Below are 15,427 nucleotides of genomic sequence, written 5' to 3'. Positions count from 1 at the left end.
CAGCAAATTTAATTCTTTTTGTGTAAATGAGCCGTTTTATAAGCGATTTTCTAACAAAAGTAACTGCACTTTTAGCACCGCGGCTACGGTTACAGAATCGGTGATTTGGCCATCGCATACCATCTGGTATACATCGGCAAAGGGAACTTTATGGACGATCAACTGTTCGGTATCCTCGGGCTCGGCATCAAACTGGCTAAGACCCCGGGCCAGGTAAATAATACTCAGTTCATCGCCTACGGAATTGCTCAGGTGCATACGCTGAATTTCGGTCCACTGGCTGGCTTTCAAACCTGTTTCTTCCAATAGTTCACGCTTAGCCGACTCAAGCGGATCTGTACCCTCCGGGCCACCACCTTCGGGTATTTCCCAGCTGTATTGATTCAAGGGAAAGCGGAATTGTCCTACAAGGTAGGTGTTTAGCTCATCATCAAGTGGTATTATACCAATAGCTGTGTTTTTAAAATGTACCTGGCCATATATACCCGGATTGCCCGAAGGGTTGATGACCTGGTGTTCGGTAACGTTTATCCAGGGGTTATCATAAATGTTTTTGGATGATGTTATTTTCCAGGGATTTTCTTCGGGATGGTACATAGCGTTAAAGTAGTAATAAGAACTAAGAAAGCAAAGCGCTAATTGGCCATGTCAGTCTACAGCAAACGTATCAGTGTTTAAAAAACGACAGATAGATCTGTTTCACAATATGGTACCCCGCGAAAGCGAAAAACAAAATGGCAATACCTGTATTGATAAAACGCGTGCTTAGTGCAAATTTTTGCTGCATGAATTTGGCGAATCGGGCATACAGGAAAAGGCAAAGAAATGCTCCGGCGGCAGAGCCGATGCTGAAAATAATGAGTGCCACGCGGCCATCCAATATCCACTCGTGAGTAATAAGATAGGTGCCGGTCACCATCCAGAAAGGCACCTGCATGGGGTTTAAAAATCCAAGCAATATACCATATTTGATACTGGCATGTTCGGAGTAATTGGTTTCGGGTGGTTTATTGCGGTTTATCCAGGTAATAGTCCCCAAAACGCCAAATAAGATCACCATGACCCAGTCGATAATGACAGCCAACCTTAACTCACCTGATAACCAGCGGGCTGCATGCATAATAAAATAGGTGAAGAAAAACTCAACACAGGAAAAAGCGGTAATAAAACGCACGGCCTCTTTCATCCCCCGGTTAATGGTGATCTGTATGAGCGTAAGGTTTATATTTCCGGGAGGGATATAACCAATAAAATTGGCAATAACCCCAATAAAAAAGGTTAGGAATATCATTAATGCAAAGATAAGTTCTAAATGTGCAGATGTGCAAACGATAGATGTGCAAATGTGCAGATGATAGATTACAGATGTGCAGATTACAGATGTGCAGATTTTAGATGTGCGGATTTTGCCTGAACTTCGATAAGCACATTTAATCTATCACTTGCACATCTAATAAATCATCTGCACATTTGCACATCTGCATATCTGCACATTTGATTTATCATTTGCACATCTGCATACCCGCACATTTACACCATGTCAACTGATAAAATAGTTTCTTTACTACCGTCTGCTACCGAAATCATCTGTGCCCTGGGACTAGAAAATAACCTGGTAGGCCGCTCGCATGAGTGCGATTATCCTGCATCCGTAAAACAATTGCCGGTTTGTACCGAAGCTAATTTCCCGGATAATTTAAGCAGCAATGAGATTGATATCAAGGTAAAGGAGATTCTGGCCAATGCACTATCAGTATACACGGTAAAACGCGAACAGATCAAAGAACTGGCACCCGATGTGGTGATCACGCAGGATCAATGCGAGGTTTGTGCAGTTTCCCTGGCCGATGTAGAGCTGGCATTGGATGATTATCTGGAGAAAAAGGCTCGAATAATTTCGCTTCAACCCAACAGCCTGGATAATATCCTGAGTGATATTATTACGATAGCTAAAGCATTGAATGTTCCGGAGGCGGGTGCCGATCTGGTAGAGAACCTGGTGGAACGCATCGATATCATCAAGCATAAATTGAAATTCAGCGAAAGTAGGCCGACGGTAGCTTGTATCGAGTGGCTCGACCCCATGATGGTATCCGGTAACTGGGTACCCGGCCTGGTAAAAATTGCAGGAGGAACCCCCATATTGGTAGGAGAGGATGGCAAACATTCGCCTTATGTACAATGGGATGATATCCGGCTGCAGGATCCCGAATTTTTAGTAGTGATGCCCTGCGGTTTTTCCATCGAAAGAACCCTTAAAGAGATCGATATTTTAATGAGCCTGCCCGGCTTTACAGAACTTAAGGCAATCAAAAATAACCAGCTTTTTATAGTTGATGGTAACCAATACTTCAATCGCCCAGGCCCTCAGATAGTTGATTCTATCGAAATACTGGCCGAGATACTCCGCCCCAAACAGTTTGCCTTTGGCTATGAAGGCGAAGGCTGGATCAGGTTTGGAGTATGATTTTTGGAGTAAGGATGAGGAGAGCAAAGAACAAGGATTTTAGAGCAAGGACGAGGGGAGTAAGGATGAGGGTTTTTTTCTTCGTCGATTATTTTATCTTCCTTTTTCTGTCCTTGTTCCTTATTCTACTTTTTTGGAGTAAGGATGAGGAGAGCAAAGAGCAAGGATTTTTAGAGCAAGGACGAGGGGAGTAAGGATGAGGGGTTTTTTCTTCGTCGATTTATTTTATCTTCCTTTTTCTGTCCTTGTTCCTTATTCCACTCATCTTTTCTCCCTTTGTCCTTGCTCTTTGCTCCCCTTATCCTTACTCCCTGAAATATCTTCTTAAATTTTTTTAAAAAGTATAGCTAAAATTGAAATGTTAAATTATATTTACCATTCAATCTATTATCAATCACGGTTATACTATGCGCAAAATCTTCACAACGATGCTGGTCGTAGCACTTTTCATGAGCACGGCCTTTACCCTTCATCAAGATATCAAGTTCAATATAGCCGATCTGCACATTACCTGGCAGGTGGTTGATAACAATTACCAGAATAAAAACCAGGCCCTTACCGCTTTGATTATCACCAACAGCGGGCACGAGATATTGCCTGCCGGCGGATGGAAGTTCTATTTTAATTCAGGCCGTGGTTTTGTAGAACATACGGTAAGCAATAACGCCAAAATAAACCAGGTGAACGGCGACCTGTACAGCATCACCCCAACAGAAGGTTTTAAGGAACTGAAACCTGGTGCATCAATCCGCATAGAATATATTAATGACGATCCGGTAGTGAATGCCACGGATGCGCCCGAAGGTATTTACCTGGTTTGGGACGCACAACCCGAAAAAGGATATTCCATCACCTCATTTACTGTGGAGCCCTATAAGCCCACTTACCAGGGTTTGATCACTCCAGAAATTGTTTTCGACCGGAATAAAAATGTTGCCGATATTCCGGCCGATCAGTTACCGAAAGTGTTCCCTACACCTGCAAGTTACCAGGAAACCGGCGGCGTATTTACACTGGATGATCAAATACGTATTGACGCCGATAAAGAGTTTACAAAAGAGGTCGGGCAACTAAAATCAGGTTTAAATCAATTGCTGATCAGCCCGATCACCGGTACATCCAAAACCTCGGTTATCAGTTTAACCAAAGTAAATAGTCTTGCTCCGGAGGCTTATGAATTGAAAGTAACACCTCAAGGCGTCACCATTAATGCTTCAACCAGTACCGGCGCTTTTTATGGTGTTCAGTCTTTAAAATCACTGATACCTGCTACTGCATTTGCCAAAAAAGGAAAATCGGTACAGATACCCGCGGTTGATGTGAAAGATCAACCCCGTTTTGGTTATCGTGCCGTGATGCTGGATGTGGCCCGTAATTTTCAGCCTAAAAAGCAGGTGCTGAAACTATTGGAAGCCATGAGCCTGTATAAGCTGAACGCCCTGCACCTCCATTTAACCGATGATGAAGGCTGGCGCTTGGAACTGACATCGCTGCCGGAGTTAACTTCGGTAGGGGCTAAACGTGGGCATACACTGGATAGCAAGCATTTTTTACCCGCCTCACATGGCTCTGGTCCGGATGTGAATAATACGGTGGGTACCGGGTTTTACAGTCGTGCCGATTATATCGAGATATTAAGATACGCTACTGATCGCCACATTGCGGTGATCCCCGAAATTGAAACACCAGGCCATGCCCGCGCGCCTATCAAAGCGATGGATGCCCGGTATGATCGCCTGATGGCCGAAGGTAAAAAAGCTGATGCCGAAAAATACCTTCTGCGAGATCTGAATGATAAATCGGAGTATCGCTCCGTGCAGTACTGGAACGATAATGTGATCGATGTATCGCTGCCATCAACTTATAACTTTGTAGAAACCGTAGTGAGCGATGTTGCCGCCCTTTACAAAGAAGCCGGTGCACCATTGCAAACTATCCATTTTGGTGGTGATGAGGTGCCCGCACATGTATGGGAAAAATCGCCGGCTTATCTGGCGCTAAAGGCCAGTCACCCCGAGATACAAAGCACCAACGATCTGTGGTACTATTTTTATGGTCGTGTAAATGATATATTAAAAGCCAAAGGCCTGTTGCTTTCTGGCTGGGAAGAAATGGCGTTGCGTAAAACCACGTTAGATGGTCGTCCGGCTTATGTGCCCAATCCCGATTTTACCAAAGAACACCTGCAAGCCGATGTATGGAACAACGTATTGGGTGATGGACAAGAAGACCTGGCTTACCGCTTAGCCAATGCTGGCTACAAAGTGGTGCTTACCTGTGTTACCAATTTGTATTTCGACATGGCCAGTTACAAATCATTTGATGAGCCGGGTTATTATTGGGGCGCGTTTTTGGGCATCGATAAATTTTACTCGTTTATCCCCTTTGATTATTTCAAAAATGCGGATGTAGATAAAAATGGCAATCCCATTAACCGGTCCTTATTTATAGGCAAACAACGTCTTACCGATTATGGCAAAGGCAACATCGTAGGCTTACAAGGCGCGCTTTGGGCCGAAACTGTGAAGAGTACCGAACGTATGGACTATATGATATTCCCGCGTTTACTGGCATTAGCCGAGCGTGCCTGGGCGCCTGATCCGCAATGGGCCACCGAAGCCGACCCCATGAAAGCTAAACAGGAATACGAAACGGCATGGTCGGGCTTTTTGAATGTTTTGGGTAAACGTGAATTGCCACGTTTGAGTTATTACGAAGGTGGTTATAACTACCGGATTCCAAAACCCGGCATTAGTTTACAAGATGGCAAATACCTGAGCAATATTGACTATCCGGGCTTAACCATCCGCTATACTACTAACGGCAAAGATCCGGATGATAAAAGCAAACCATATACCGGTCCGGTGAATTACAATGGCGGTGTGATCAAGTTCCGCGCCTTTGATGTAAAGGGCCAGGGTGGCAATGTAGCCGAAGGCGGGAGCAATAGTTTGAATCCGTAGGTGGCAGTTGGTAGTTTCCGGTTAGCCTGAACACGAAATTTAAATTGTGGGAGACGCAAATATGCGTCTCTACCTTTTGTAACTGTAGAGACGCATATTTGCGTCTTTTTTCATTTGATCCAATTTAAAACCGTGGTCTATTGACTATCAGCCATGAACTATCAGCTAAAACACCACCCCCATGCCCACCGTATAATTCCGCAAGGGTGATGCATTATAGTAGCGGTTGCCTACGGCGTTCAGGTCGTTACCCAGGCTGTATTTTTCGTTCAGGATATTATCGGCACCGGCATAAATTTCCAGGTGTGTTTTGTGGCCGATGGCAGGCTGCCAGCTCGCTTTGGCCTGTAACAGGTTATAGCTCCCCGCATAAACCGTGTTGCCATCATTCAGCGGGATTTTCGAGGTGTAATTATGTTGAGCAAATACCGACAGGTTATACGGTACCCTTAACTGCAAACTGCTCACAATAACATTACGCGGTACACCAGTAAGATTATTGCCCGAATAACTGGCGTTGGTTACCGCATCTGCATAATTTCTGAAAGTAAACTTGCTGTAGGTGTATGATTCGTTAAATTGCAACCCTCTTATAAAATGGGTACTATTTGGCCGGATAAGCCAATCGGTAAATGACAGTTCAACTCCGGGTTGATTGGTGCCGCCGGCATTGATGTAATGCTCCGTTTCATTAGCATTTACACGGCGCACAATGGCATTGCTGATGCGATAGTAAAACGCCGATACATCCAGGAACATGGTCTCATCCTGGTTACGCAGGCGGAAACCGGTTTCATAGTTCCAGCCGGTTTGGGCTTGCAGCGAGGTATTCACAATATTGTCGGTTGGCCGTACTTCGGCAGTGGTGGGAGTGGAGTATCCACGGCTTACGGATGCGCGCCAGATAAAGTTATTGGTTACCTGGTAGCTTAAGGCCAGTCTTGGCATCAGCTGGGGTGTAAAACCGCGGTTGGTAAAATTGGTTTGCTCCAGTGGATAGATATTCTTAAAATCATAGCCATACCAGTTGAGGCTCAGTGCTGCTTCCAAGTGCAGGCGTTTATAAATATCGGCCGAGTAACGGGCGAATATAAAATGCTGGTTAGTGTGGATATAATCGCTGGTTTGGGTGGTGTCTTTCGCGCCTGTCTTATTACCGTAATTGCTGATCACAGAATTAGTTTGCTGCCACTCCATGCCCAGGTTAACTTTCCAGTTGATGTTTTCGTGTGGTAAACCAGCCAACTCAAAATAGGTGCGGAAGCCAAAAGTGTTTTCGCCGCGCTGTTCGTAATTGGTGATAAACGGGTTGGCAAAATCAACATGATTACCAAAAACTGATAACACGTTACGGATTCGATCGTTGAAGTGGTACTCATTTACCAGCCCGCCCAGGTACATTTTGGTAGTGATACCGATGTGTTGCTGTATAGCTCCTGGAATGGTTGGTGTTGGTAGCCGGGCCAGTCTTGGATCGGCATTGAACTGGGCAAAATTTAATCCGCCGGGTGTTTCATAAGCCAGGTCGGAATACAGACCAAGGAAACGCAGCTCATTTTTACCGCTATAGTTCCATTTATCAGCCACCTGTATATAATTGCGGCTCATATTGCTGTTTTGCCGGTAGCCCTGGTAAGCCTGGTAGCTTTGGTTAATGCTCAGCAGGTTTTTACCTAACTGTTGCTGTATGCTGGCCTTTTCATGAAAAAGTCCGTAGGAGCCGGTGTTGATACCGATGGACCTATAGCTTGTATCGGCATAGCGGTTTACCGGGCTCAGCAACATTACCCCACCTGAGTTGGCGCCGAATAAGCTGCCATCGGGGCCTTTTAATATTTCGATATTAGGTACGCTGGCAATATCCAACGCATTTAAGTAAGTGTTGCCGCCGGCATCGGTCAAAGGGATTTCGTCAAAATAAATTTTCACGTCTCTCACCCCAAAAGGCGATCGTAGTAAACTACCCCTGATCGACAAGCGGTAACTACCCGGCGAACGTTCTTCGGCCCGTACCCCAGGCACGGTATTCAACGCGCTCACAAAGGAGTTATCAGGTTGTAGCTTTAACTGTGCCGCTCCCAGCACACTTACCGAAGCGGGTACGCTGAGTACCGGCTGCTCGCTCAGGTAACCTTTAACAGTAACCGCTTGCAGATGGGTAGTGTCCCTTTTTGAGGCGTTTTTTGAGGTCTGCGCAACTGTATTTGCCGCAATGATAAATATGAAAAGTAAGGTGGTATAAGTTTTTAACATGGATCAATAGGTAGAATCCAAAAATATGTGTTTTAACCTGTAAAACCATGTGAGTTTAGGTAACAAATTACATCATAGATAACCCAGTGCAATGAAGCAGTCGCTCGGCTCCAGCCGAGTGACCATTATTACCCGGCCTCCGGCCGATGTGAAAAATGGTGTTATATTCGAATCGCAGGCCAGAGGCCTGCAAATAGTCGTCACTCGGCTGGAGCCCACAGGTGTTGGGAAGAGTTACCAGAAAGGGGTATGATGGCCGTTCGGAGGCGGTTTGTCAGGGTCTCCACCATAAAGTCTTACAATAAACTTCATGAGTTCGGCCTCCATTTCCAGGGCAAACTGTTGTTTGGCAGACTTGCTGCTTTTGATCTGATTTAACTTTTGATAAGTTATGATCAACAGCGATAATATCATCCTGACATATAATACAGACTTGATACCATTGATACTTCTGGATAGTAAATGAGAAAAGTTAAGTTCCTGTTTAATGAACTTGAAAAACACTTCGATATCCCACCGTTTTTTATACAGTCCAGCAATCTCATGAGCTTGAAGATCAAAGATATTACTCAGGAAAGCAAGGGTTGTATTATCAGGTTTGACCGCCTCGATATAGCGATAAGCATTCTTTGTCTTTTTGCCGTTCCTGTTATATAAGTAAACCTTACGGTCTGCTATCAATTGTAATCCGTTGGCTTGTGGATTGGCTTCGGGTAAGCTGTTTTCTTCGATAACTACACTTCTCGGGTTAGGATTGACCCGGGTAATGAAACTGATACCCTGGTCGAAAAGCTGGTCATAAGCATCCCTTGACTGTAAGCCGGCATCGACAACAACAATACATTTATCCGATATAGGACAGTTCAGAATAGCCGGTTTCAAAGCCACGTTTTCGCTGTTAAACGTAGCTTCGTGATGAAAGGACACATATTCAGGTAGTTCTGAAAAACCGACGGTGAATTTGAGCTGCTTTACATGTTCCTGACTGCCTCCTGAACGGAATCCGATCTTGATCAGCTTAGAAGAAAGCGATATCAGGGTTGAATCAAAACGCAATAATTGATGTCGCTTATTACCTTTTGGAGGTAATTGTGCTGAAAAACGTTCGAGACAATCCGTGTATAAAGCTTCGAAAAAGCTCGCATCTGCGCGGCTTAGGCGTTCACTTATAGAACTATAGTGTATCTTTTGCGTTGTCGGTTTGTCAGATAGATGACTGAATGCATAAGAGTTAAAAATATTCTCCATTACTCTCAGACTGTTCTGTTTTACCTCGAACTGACTGTAAAGCAATAATTTAAAAAGTAAAGAAGCCGGCAGCTTCTTTACTTTGTGGTCGGTTTTATGATGGTCAACCAAAAAAGAAAGACGTTCCTCCGGAATCAACTTCAACAAGTCGGGTACTCGCATATACCCCTAAAGTTAAGGTTATCCATTCGTCTTCCCAACACCTGTGGGCTCCAGCCGAGCGACAGCGGAGAAATACCTTACCTACAAATTACACCAATACGTCCATTTCACAACCAACTGCCGGTTCTTGACCATGAAGGGCGATGGTGTGTTGTTATCGCCGTAAACAATAAAAAAGTCGGATGCTGGTTTGTAGCGCCATTGCATACGGATATTGGTATTGATATTGCGGATCTGCCCGTTGTATTGTATGTAAGTGGTAAAGTAAAGCTTATTGCTTACGGTAATATCAGTACGTGGGCCAATGAGCCAGAAACTGGTATTGCCATAGGGCAGTGCCATCCGCAAGTCGTTAAAAGAGCTGTTCACCGCGATATTCACATAAGGCTGAAAACGATAGCCTAACTGCATGGTAACGGTAGTTTTATGACCGTTTTGATAATACCCGCCATAAGCGGTTTCTGCCAGATAGGTAAATAGCGCCTGTGGCTTAGACACAAACTGTGCGTCGACGGTGTTCCAATGGTTTTCTGTGCCGATGGGTAGTAGCGGCTTGCCGGTATTGGTAGGATCAAAAGGTACCAGTAGTTTGATATAATCATTAATGGCCGATAAGGTAAAGGTGCTGCGGTTGCGCAGGGTAATGAGGTAAGAGAGCGTGCTTTCGTTATCGGTGCGTTTAAAATGCTCGTCGAAATAATAGTTGGATACCAGTTGTACGCCATGACTCAGTATCCCGCCGGATTTAGGAAAGAAATTACGCAGCAACAGCGGACTGATCTTATTATAGCCTGTTCGTGGTACGTAACCCACACCTGCGGTGTAGTTTTTGCCTACAAACTCGTCTTGCAGATAAGCTGTCCAGTATTTACTAAGGTATTGGAGGTGACCGGCAACCACTAAGTCATGTCCTTTTAATCCTGGCGTAAATGATTTAATACCCAGTAGTTTACCCGTGAGTAAATTATTGGATGATGCCAGGTTAAACTCCATACCCACGTTGCGGTTATACTGCGTGCCCGGTGTTGCTGTGCCTGTAGCATCTTTATTGATAAACATAAAGCCGATGTTGGAGCGGGCAAACACACGGCGTTGCAGGGTAAGTACGCCATAATTTTGAGCAGGCATGGCTGCGGCATCCGCTTCGCCGGTTTGTATGTCCATGAGACCTACGCGCCAGTCTTTATCAATTTTCCCTGTGAGTCGGGTTCCAAAGCGGATAGGCGCGTTGAGCCCGATGCGGCGCGAAAAAAATGGCCGGATATCTGAATAACCGAAATTGGCGAACAGGTCGCCATTCTCTAAAAAAAACTGGCGTTTCTCTGGGAAGAATAACTCATATCGGTTCAGGTTAACTACCTGCTGGTCCACATCCACCTGCGAAAAATCGGGGTTCACGGTCAAATCCAGGTTAAGGGATGAGGTAAGACCGATCTTGGCATCGCCGCCGATCTCTTTTTTCCAGGCTGTACCCGTTTTGGCCTGATAATCTTTGGATACACCTGCCAGCGCGTAAGGGATCAGGGATATATTGGTACCGGCTTCGGGTGGAGGCTCATCCCAAACCAATGACCCGGTATAAGCCAGCGAAGCGGTCGGGAATTGCCGGGGTACGGGCGCCCAGCTTGATTTTTCAGTAGTTTTAAGATCATTGCGACTAAAATTGATTCCCCATACATCTACCCCTTTTTTGTACCGGATACTTTTGAACGGAATAGCCGCCTCAAACACCCAACGGTCGGGATAGTTTTTTACTACCGATACCCATTTGTTATCCCAGCTCAGGTCCACCTTGCCGCCCTCGTACATGGTGCCATCCCACTGACCCCCGGCGGCGTTGGCGCCAAAACTAAAGCCATCGGTTCGGGCATCAAAAGGGTCAAGGAAAAATATAAAATTGTCGTTTTTTTGAAATGCAAAATCCCGCTTCATTGATTCCACCATGTATTGCCCTGGTCCAGTGGTATAACAAGTGGCAATAATGTAAATATTGTTATTGTCATAGGTCATCCGCACCTGGGTTTGTAAGCTGGCTTTGCTGGTATCCATCGGCAGCACCATAAAGAAGCTGCTGGTGGAGTCGGTTTTATACCAGGCGTCATCCATCATTCCGTCAATAACTATCGGCCCGGTTGCCTTACGGATGTGATATTGATAAGCTGCATTCTTTTTTTGGGCCGATGCCGTAAAAGCAAGCAGACAGCATATCATCAGCATTAATAATTTTCCTGGTAATAAGGGATAGATAAGATTCAAAATTAATGCTTTGTTAGGTTTTATTAAATCGATTTACTTGGATGCGGTAAGGTAGCGATTTACAGTGTTTTGAAGAAATTAATTAACAGGTCATCCCGAATTTATTTCGGGATCCCACAGGCATGGTGGATATTACCACGCATTTAGGATGCTTTCCTTCTGATGAATATGCCATGTTGACGAAGACTCACCCCAACATCGTGGCACTCATTGACCCTCTCTTCGCCTTCGGCGGAAAAAGGGTGGGAGGAAATCCTATAAAACACGTCATTGCGAGGTACAAAATAGAAGCCTCACTAAATCTCCCTCAAAGGGGGAGACTTTAAAAAAAGCATTTTGAAGCCCTTTCCTTTGGAGAGGGTTGGGTGAGGCTTCCACTTCGTGCCTCGCAATGATCCGCAAAAAAGAATCCCCTCTTTCCGCCGAAGGCGAAGAGAGGGGATTCCAGTGAAGCGCAGATCGGATGAGTCGATTCTGCGGTCGATGTTTACAGTAAGAATAACTTTATTTATCTAAATATATTTTTCCTCTATAAACTCACTACCAACGCTTTCCCTGCATACTTAACAACCTTATCGGCTTTGCCGGTTACCTCTACATTGGCTCCGTGGTTGCCTTTTACCATTACAATATTAAAGGTGCGGCTTTTGAGCATACCAGGGAATTTACCTTTGGTATCGGATATCGTGAGTTTGCGGGTTTTATCGTTCCAGTTTAGGTTGAAAGTTGCGTATTGTCCTTTTTCGTAATTGTAATTGTCGTTCTCGTCCTCGTAAAACTTAAATGATCCGTCGGCGCCGGGATAAATACGCAGCTCGATGTTGTTGGCCGGTTTTTCGGTAGCGTATTCCATGTGCGGACCCATTGGAATGATGGAACCGGCTTTTACATAAAGCGGCAGAATGTCAATCGGTGCGGCAGCGCTGATGGTTTGTCCGCCATCCAGTAGTTCGCCTGTCCAGAAATCGTACCATTTGCTGGCCGCGGGCAGGTACACCTGGCGGGCTTTGGCTTTCTTGTCGGCATCAGCGGCTGTATAGAGCTGCTCGGTAACCGGGTTCACCATAAATGCCGGACCGAACATATACTGATCAGGTATGCCATAAACCTTGCTGTCGTCCCTGAAATCAAAAGCCAGCGAACGCATGATGGTATAATTATCGGTAGTAACACGACCTGCCAGCGAGTAGATGTAGGGCAGCAGGCGGTAGCGCAGTTTGTCAAAATTGAGCAGGATGGCTTTGGTATGATCATCCCAGTTTTTGCTGAACAGTGCCCGTTCGCCTTTGCCATGGATGCGGAAGATGGGACTAAACGCGCCAAACTGGAACCAGCGGGTAAACAGCTCGCGTTTATCGGGCTGCGACCAATCGGCAGCTTTCCAGTGGAAGTGGTAACCGCCAATATCCGATGTCCAGTAAGGCAGGCCCGATGCGCATGCGTTTATGCCCTGCGGTACCTGGTTTTTAAAGTCCTTAAAGGTACACTCAATGTCACCCGACCATAAGGTTGAAGCATTGCGCTGTTCTCCTGCAAATGACTGACGAACCAAAAAGAAAGCACGCTTGCCCGGAATATCCCTGCGCCAGCCTTCGTAAACACCTTTGGTATGTTGCAGAGAGTAAGTGTTAAAATAATCGATCCCTTTACCAATGCTAAAATTGCTTTGGCGGCGGGCATCCTGCAAAGCGCCGTTATCAGGCTCACACTGATCTATCCACCAGGCATCCCAGCCATAGCGTTTAACCAGACTGTCGCGGGCCTGATCCCAGTACAGTTCGCGGGCTTTGGGGTTGTGGGCATCATAATAGGTATCAAAAGTATGGGTAACTACGTTGTCCCAGGTAATATCGGTGAGGCCGCCCATTTTTTCCAGCGCGTCATAGTTGGGTGTGCCCTTGCCAAATACCGGCCATATCGATATCATGGCATGGATGTTTGCTTTATGCAATTCATCAACCATTTGTTTTGGATGCGGGTAACGCTCGGGTTTCATCACGTGCGAGCCGATAGGCAATGGGTCCCAGTAATACCAGTCCTGTACTATCGCGTCAACCGGAATATGGTTGTTGCGGTAATTATCCTTTACGCTGATGATCTCATCCTCGCTCATATACCTGTCCTGCGACTGGAACAAACCAAAGGCCCACTTGCCAAACATAGGCGCTTTGCCGGTAGCCGTACGGTACAGATCAATAATATGATCAAATGAAGGACCATAGAAAAAGTAATAATCAACCTGTTTACCGCTTTCAGATACGTATTTGAATTTGGTATTACCGGCTTCGGCGCCGTAAAAGTTGGAGGCTGAGTAATTATCCCACATCAGGCCATAACCTTTGGTTGATAACAGTACGGGGATAGCGCCGGTAAGATATTTAATGAGTAATTCCTGGTTGCGGCCTTTGTAATTAATGGATAAAGAATCCAGCGGATGGCAGCCCAAACCAAATAAACCTTCGTTTTGCGGCGAAACAAACTGCGTGCTGATGGTATTGGTGCTGATGCCAGCCACAGTAGCCGGGGTAATGGTTTTATTCTCGCTGTCTTCGGCAGTGATAATGTTACCTTTCAGGTCGGTGTAGGTAATGGCATTGGTAGCCTTATTCACCCTGATCTTTAATTTGGCCGTGGTAATAGTTACCTCGGTTTTATTTTCTGCAACCTGATAAAGAGCAGGAGTTTTCCAGCTGTTATTAACCACCAGTGATGGTTTGGTTTCAAAAGTATTGAATATGGTGTATTTAACCTCAATAATATCAGCCCGGCGCACCAGCACTTTCAGCAGACCTTTATCCAAAGAAAATGTAACGCCATCCACGGCTTTTTTGTACGATTTAACGGTTGCCGAAGCTTGTAGTGCAAGGCAGCAAGCAGCAATTGATATTATTACCGCAATCGATTGTATTTTTTTAACAAGCGAATGATGGAAGGGTTTAAGCATATTGAACATCAGTTTATTGGTTTATAGTGAGTGTGAGATTGACACTTGTTTGACGGGGGTGAATATAGAATACTTTTTTGAAATTTAAAAGGAGATTTTTTTGGAAGAGAAAGTACTACTATCTCTTCAACCCTTATACATTTCATTGAGGAGGAACGACAAAGCAATTCCCTCGCGGGCATAAACGCGAGGAGATTGCCGCGCTACGCTCAATGACATGGTTATATTGAGATAGATACAATTACTTCAACTCAATGCTTCACCTCTTTACCAAACAGCTTCTCTCCCGCTTCCACAGCAATAGCCAGGCGGTTGCCATTTGGTGGTTTAGGACAGGAATACCCGGAGCTGAACGCGCAATAGGGATTATAGGCCTTATTAAAATCAATCACCACACTGCCATTTTTAAAATCACCTGTGCGCAGGTCAATATATCGTCCGCCGCCGTAGGTAGTAAGGCCGTTAGTATCATCAATAAATGGCAGGAACAGGTAATCGGTGTATCCCGGAATTTTGGATAACCTTGTACTTTTATATACGGTTAGTTCTAAAGGTTTATCCTTGAGGGTGAATTTTAGCACGGCATAAGGCACATATTCGCTGCCGCTACCGCTGAATACCGGCATAATAAAAGCTTGGGCGTTTACCAGCACTGAGGCCTGCGCTGTAACACGGTAAGTACTGTCGGCATCAAAAAAACGCAAAAACTGGAGGTCGTCCTTTTTAAGAGGGGAATGCGCGTCTTTCAGGAAATCCTCCATATAACCCTTACGGTAATCAGCTATCTGTATTTTAAAATCCTGCCCGAATGAGCGAAGACCAGTTAGCATAAGCAGGAGAAGGAAGTATTTTGCCATGATGGGTAAAGTTTAAGCCAATATAGGTAAAAAAGTAAAGCCTCACTAACGACGAAGCCCTCATGTAATAATCCCGTCCAAAGGAGAGGACTTTGCTTTTATTGATTTTTACACCCTCTCCTTTGGAGAGTAATAGCCCATGAAGAGATAGCTATCCAAAAAAGGGTGTCATGGTGGAGCCTGTCGAAGTATGGTGGGCAGGCCTCTGCGCTCTACCCTTCGACGGTGCTCAGGGTGACACCCACTTTTTGCGCGTTTTTCTTTCATTATGCCTTTT

9 protein-coding genes are annotated in these 15,427 nt (G+C 45.2%); 2 read left to right on the top strand and 7 right to left on the bottom strand.

Features of this window, described 5'->3' with window-relative positions; genetic code table 11:
- Positions 1 to 36 precede the first annotated feature (36 nt).
- Positions 37 to 597 carry an NUDIX domain-containing protein gene (locus ACNURT_RS23055; protein WP_419699661.1) on the bottom strand — a complete coding sequence of 187 codons (561 nt, stop codon included), beginning with the start codon at positions 595 to 597 and terminating at the stop codon, positions 37 to 39.
- Between the two features lie 70 nt (positions 598 to 667).
- Positions 668 to 1,291 (bottom strand): LysE family transporter, encoded by a 624-nt coding sequence (locus tag ACNURT_RS23050; RefSeq protein WP_370999075.1) that lies wholly within the window; start codon positions 1,289 to 1,291, stop codon positions 668 to 670.
- 246 nt (positions 1,292 to 1,537) lie between these two features.
- On the opposite strand from ACNURT_RS23050, the gene ACNURT_RS23045 reads away from it, so the two are divergent.
- Positions 1,538 to 2,467, top strand: coding sequence for a cobalamin-binding protein (locus ACNURT_RS23045; RefSeq protein WP_419699660.1), 930 nt, complete (start codon positions 1,538 to 1,540; stop codon positions 2,465 to 2,467).
- A 407-nt stretch (positions 2,468 to 2,874) separates the two neighbouring features.
- Positions 2,875 to 5,430 (top strand): family 20 glycosylhydrolase, encoded by a 2,556-nt coding sequence (locus tag ACNURT_RS23040; protein ID WP_419699659.1) that lies wholly within the window; start codon positions 2,875 to 2,877, stop codon positions 5,428 to 5,430.
- Between the two features lie 165 nt (positions 5,431 to 5,595).
- Here ACNURT_RS23040 and ACNURT_RS23035 read toward each other — a convergent pair whose 3' ends face one another.
- The 5 genes from ACNURT_RS23035 to ACNURT_RS23015 form a co-directional block, all read right to left on the bottom strand.
- On the bottom strand, positions 5,596 to 7,683 hold the full coding sequence (locus ACNURT_RS23035) for a TonB-dependent receptor (RefSeq protein WP_419699658.1): 2,088 nt from the start codon (positions 7,681 to 7,683) through the stop codon (positions 5,596 to 5,598).
- 234 nt (positions 7,684 to 7,917) lie between these two features.
- Entirely contained in the window at positions 7,918 to 9,093 is a 1,176-nt protein-coding gene (locus tag ACNURT_RS23030; protein WP_419699657.1) for an IS4 family transposase, read from the bottom strand.
- A gap of 81 nt (positions 9,094 to 9,174) precedes the next feature.
- Positions 9,175 to 11,349, bottom strand: a complete 2,175-nt coding sequence (locus ACNURT_RS23025; protein WP_419699656.1) for a DUF5916 domain-containing protein — start codon at positions 11,347 to 11,349, stop codon at positions 9,175 to 9,177.
- A 529-nt stretch (positions 11,350 to 11,878) separates the two neighbouring features.
- Positions 11,879 to 14,302 (bottom strand): TIM-barrel domain-containing protein, encoded by a 2,424-nt coding sequence (locus ACNURT_RS23020; protein ID WP_419699655.1) that lies wholly within the window; start codon positions 14,300 to 14,302, stop codon positions 11,879 to 11,881.
- A 242-nt stretch (positions 14,303 to 14,544) separates the two neighbouring features.
- Positions 14,545 to 15,150, bottom strand: coding sequence for a DUF1684 domain-containing protein (locus ACNURT_RS23015; protein WP_419699654.1), 606 nt, complete (start codon positions 15,148 to 15,150; stop codon positions 14,545 to 14,547).
- Positions 15,151 to 15,427 lie beyond the last annotated feature (277 nt).

This window comes from Mucilaginibacter sp. NFX135, assembly GCF_048565145.1.
In the GTDB taxonomy this organism is placed as follows: Bacteria; Bacteroidota; Bacteroidia; order Sphingobacteriales; family Sphingobacteriaceae; genus Mucilaginibacter.
This window is presented reverse-complemented; position numbering and strand designations above follow the sequence as displayed.

Bases quoted from the DNA above. Each gene is read 5' to 3' on its own strand.
- ACNURT_RS23055 (WP_419699661.1), bottom strand. From the start codon at position 597: ATGTACCATCCCGAAGAAAATCCCTGGAAAATAACATCATCCAAAAAC.
- ACNURT_RS23050 (WP_370999075.1), bottom strand. From the start codon at position 1,291: ATGATATTCCTAACCTTTTTTATTGGGGTTATTGCCAATTTTATTGGT.
- ACNURT_RS23045 (WP_419699660.1), top strand. From the start codon at position 1,538: ATGTCAACTGATAAAATAGTTTCTTTACTACCGTCTGCTACCGAAATC.
- ACNURT_RS23040 (WP_419699659.1), top strand. From the start codon at position 2,875: ATGCGCAAAATCTTCACAACGATGCTGGTCGTAGCACTTTTCATGAGC.
- ACNURT_RS23035 (WP_419699658.1), bottom strand. From the start codon at position 7,683: ATGTTAAAAACTTATACCACCTTACTTTTCATATTTATCATTGCGGCA.
- ACNURT_RS23030 (WP_419699657.1), bottom strand. From the start codon at position 9,093: ATGCGAGTACCCGACTTGTTGAAGTTGATTCCGGAGGAACGTCTTTCT.
- ACNURT_RS23020 (WP_419699655.1), bottom strand. From the start codon at position 14,302: ATGTTCAATATGCTTAAACCCTTCCATCATTCGCTTGTTAAAAAAATA.
- ACNURT_RS23015 (WP_419699654.1), bottom strand. From the start codon at position 15,150: ATGGCAAAATACTTCCTTCTCCTGCTTATGCTAACTGGTCTTCGCTCA.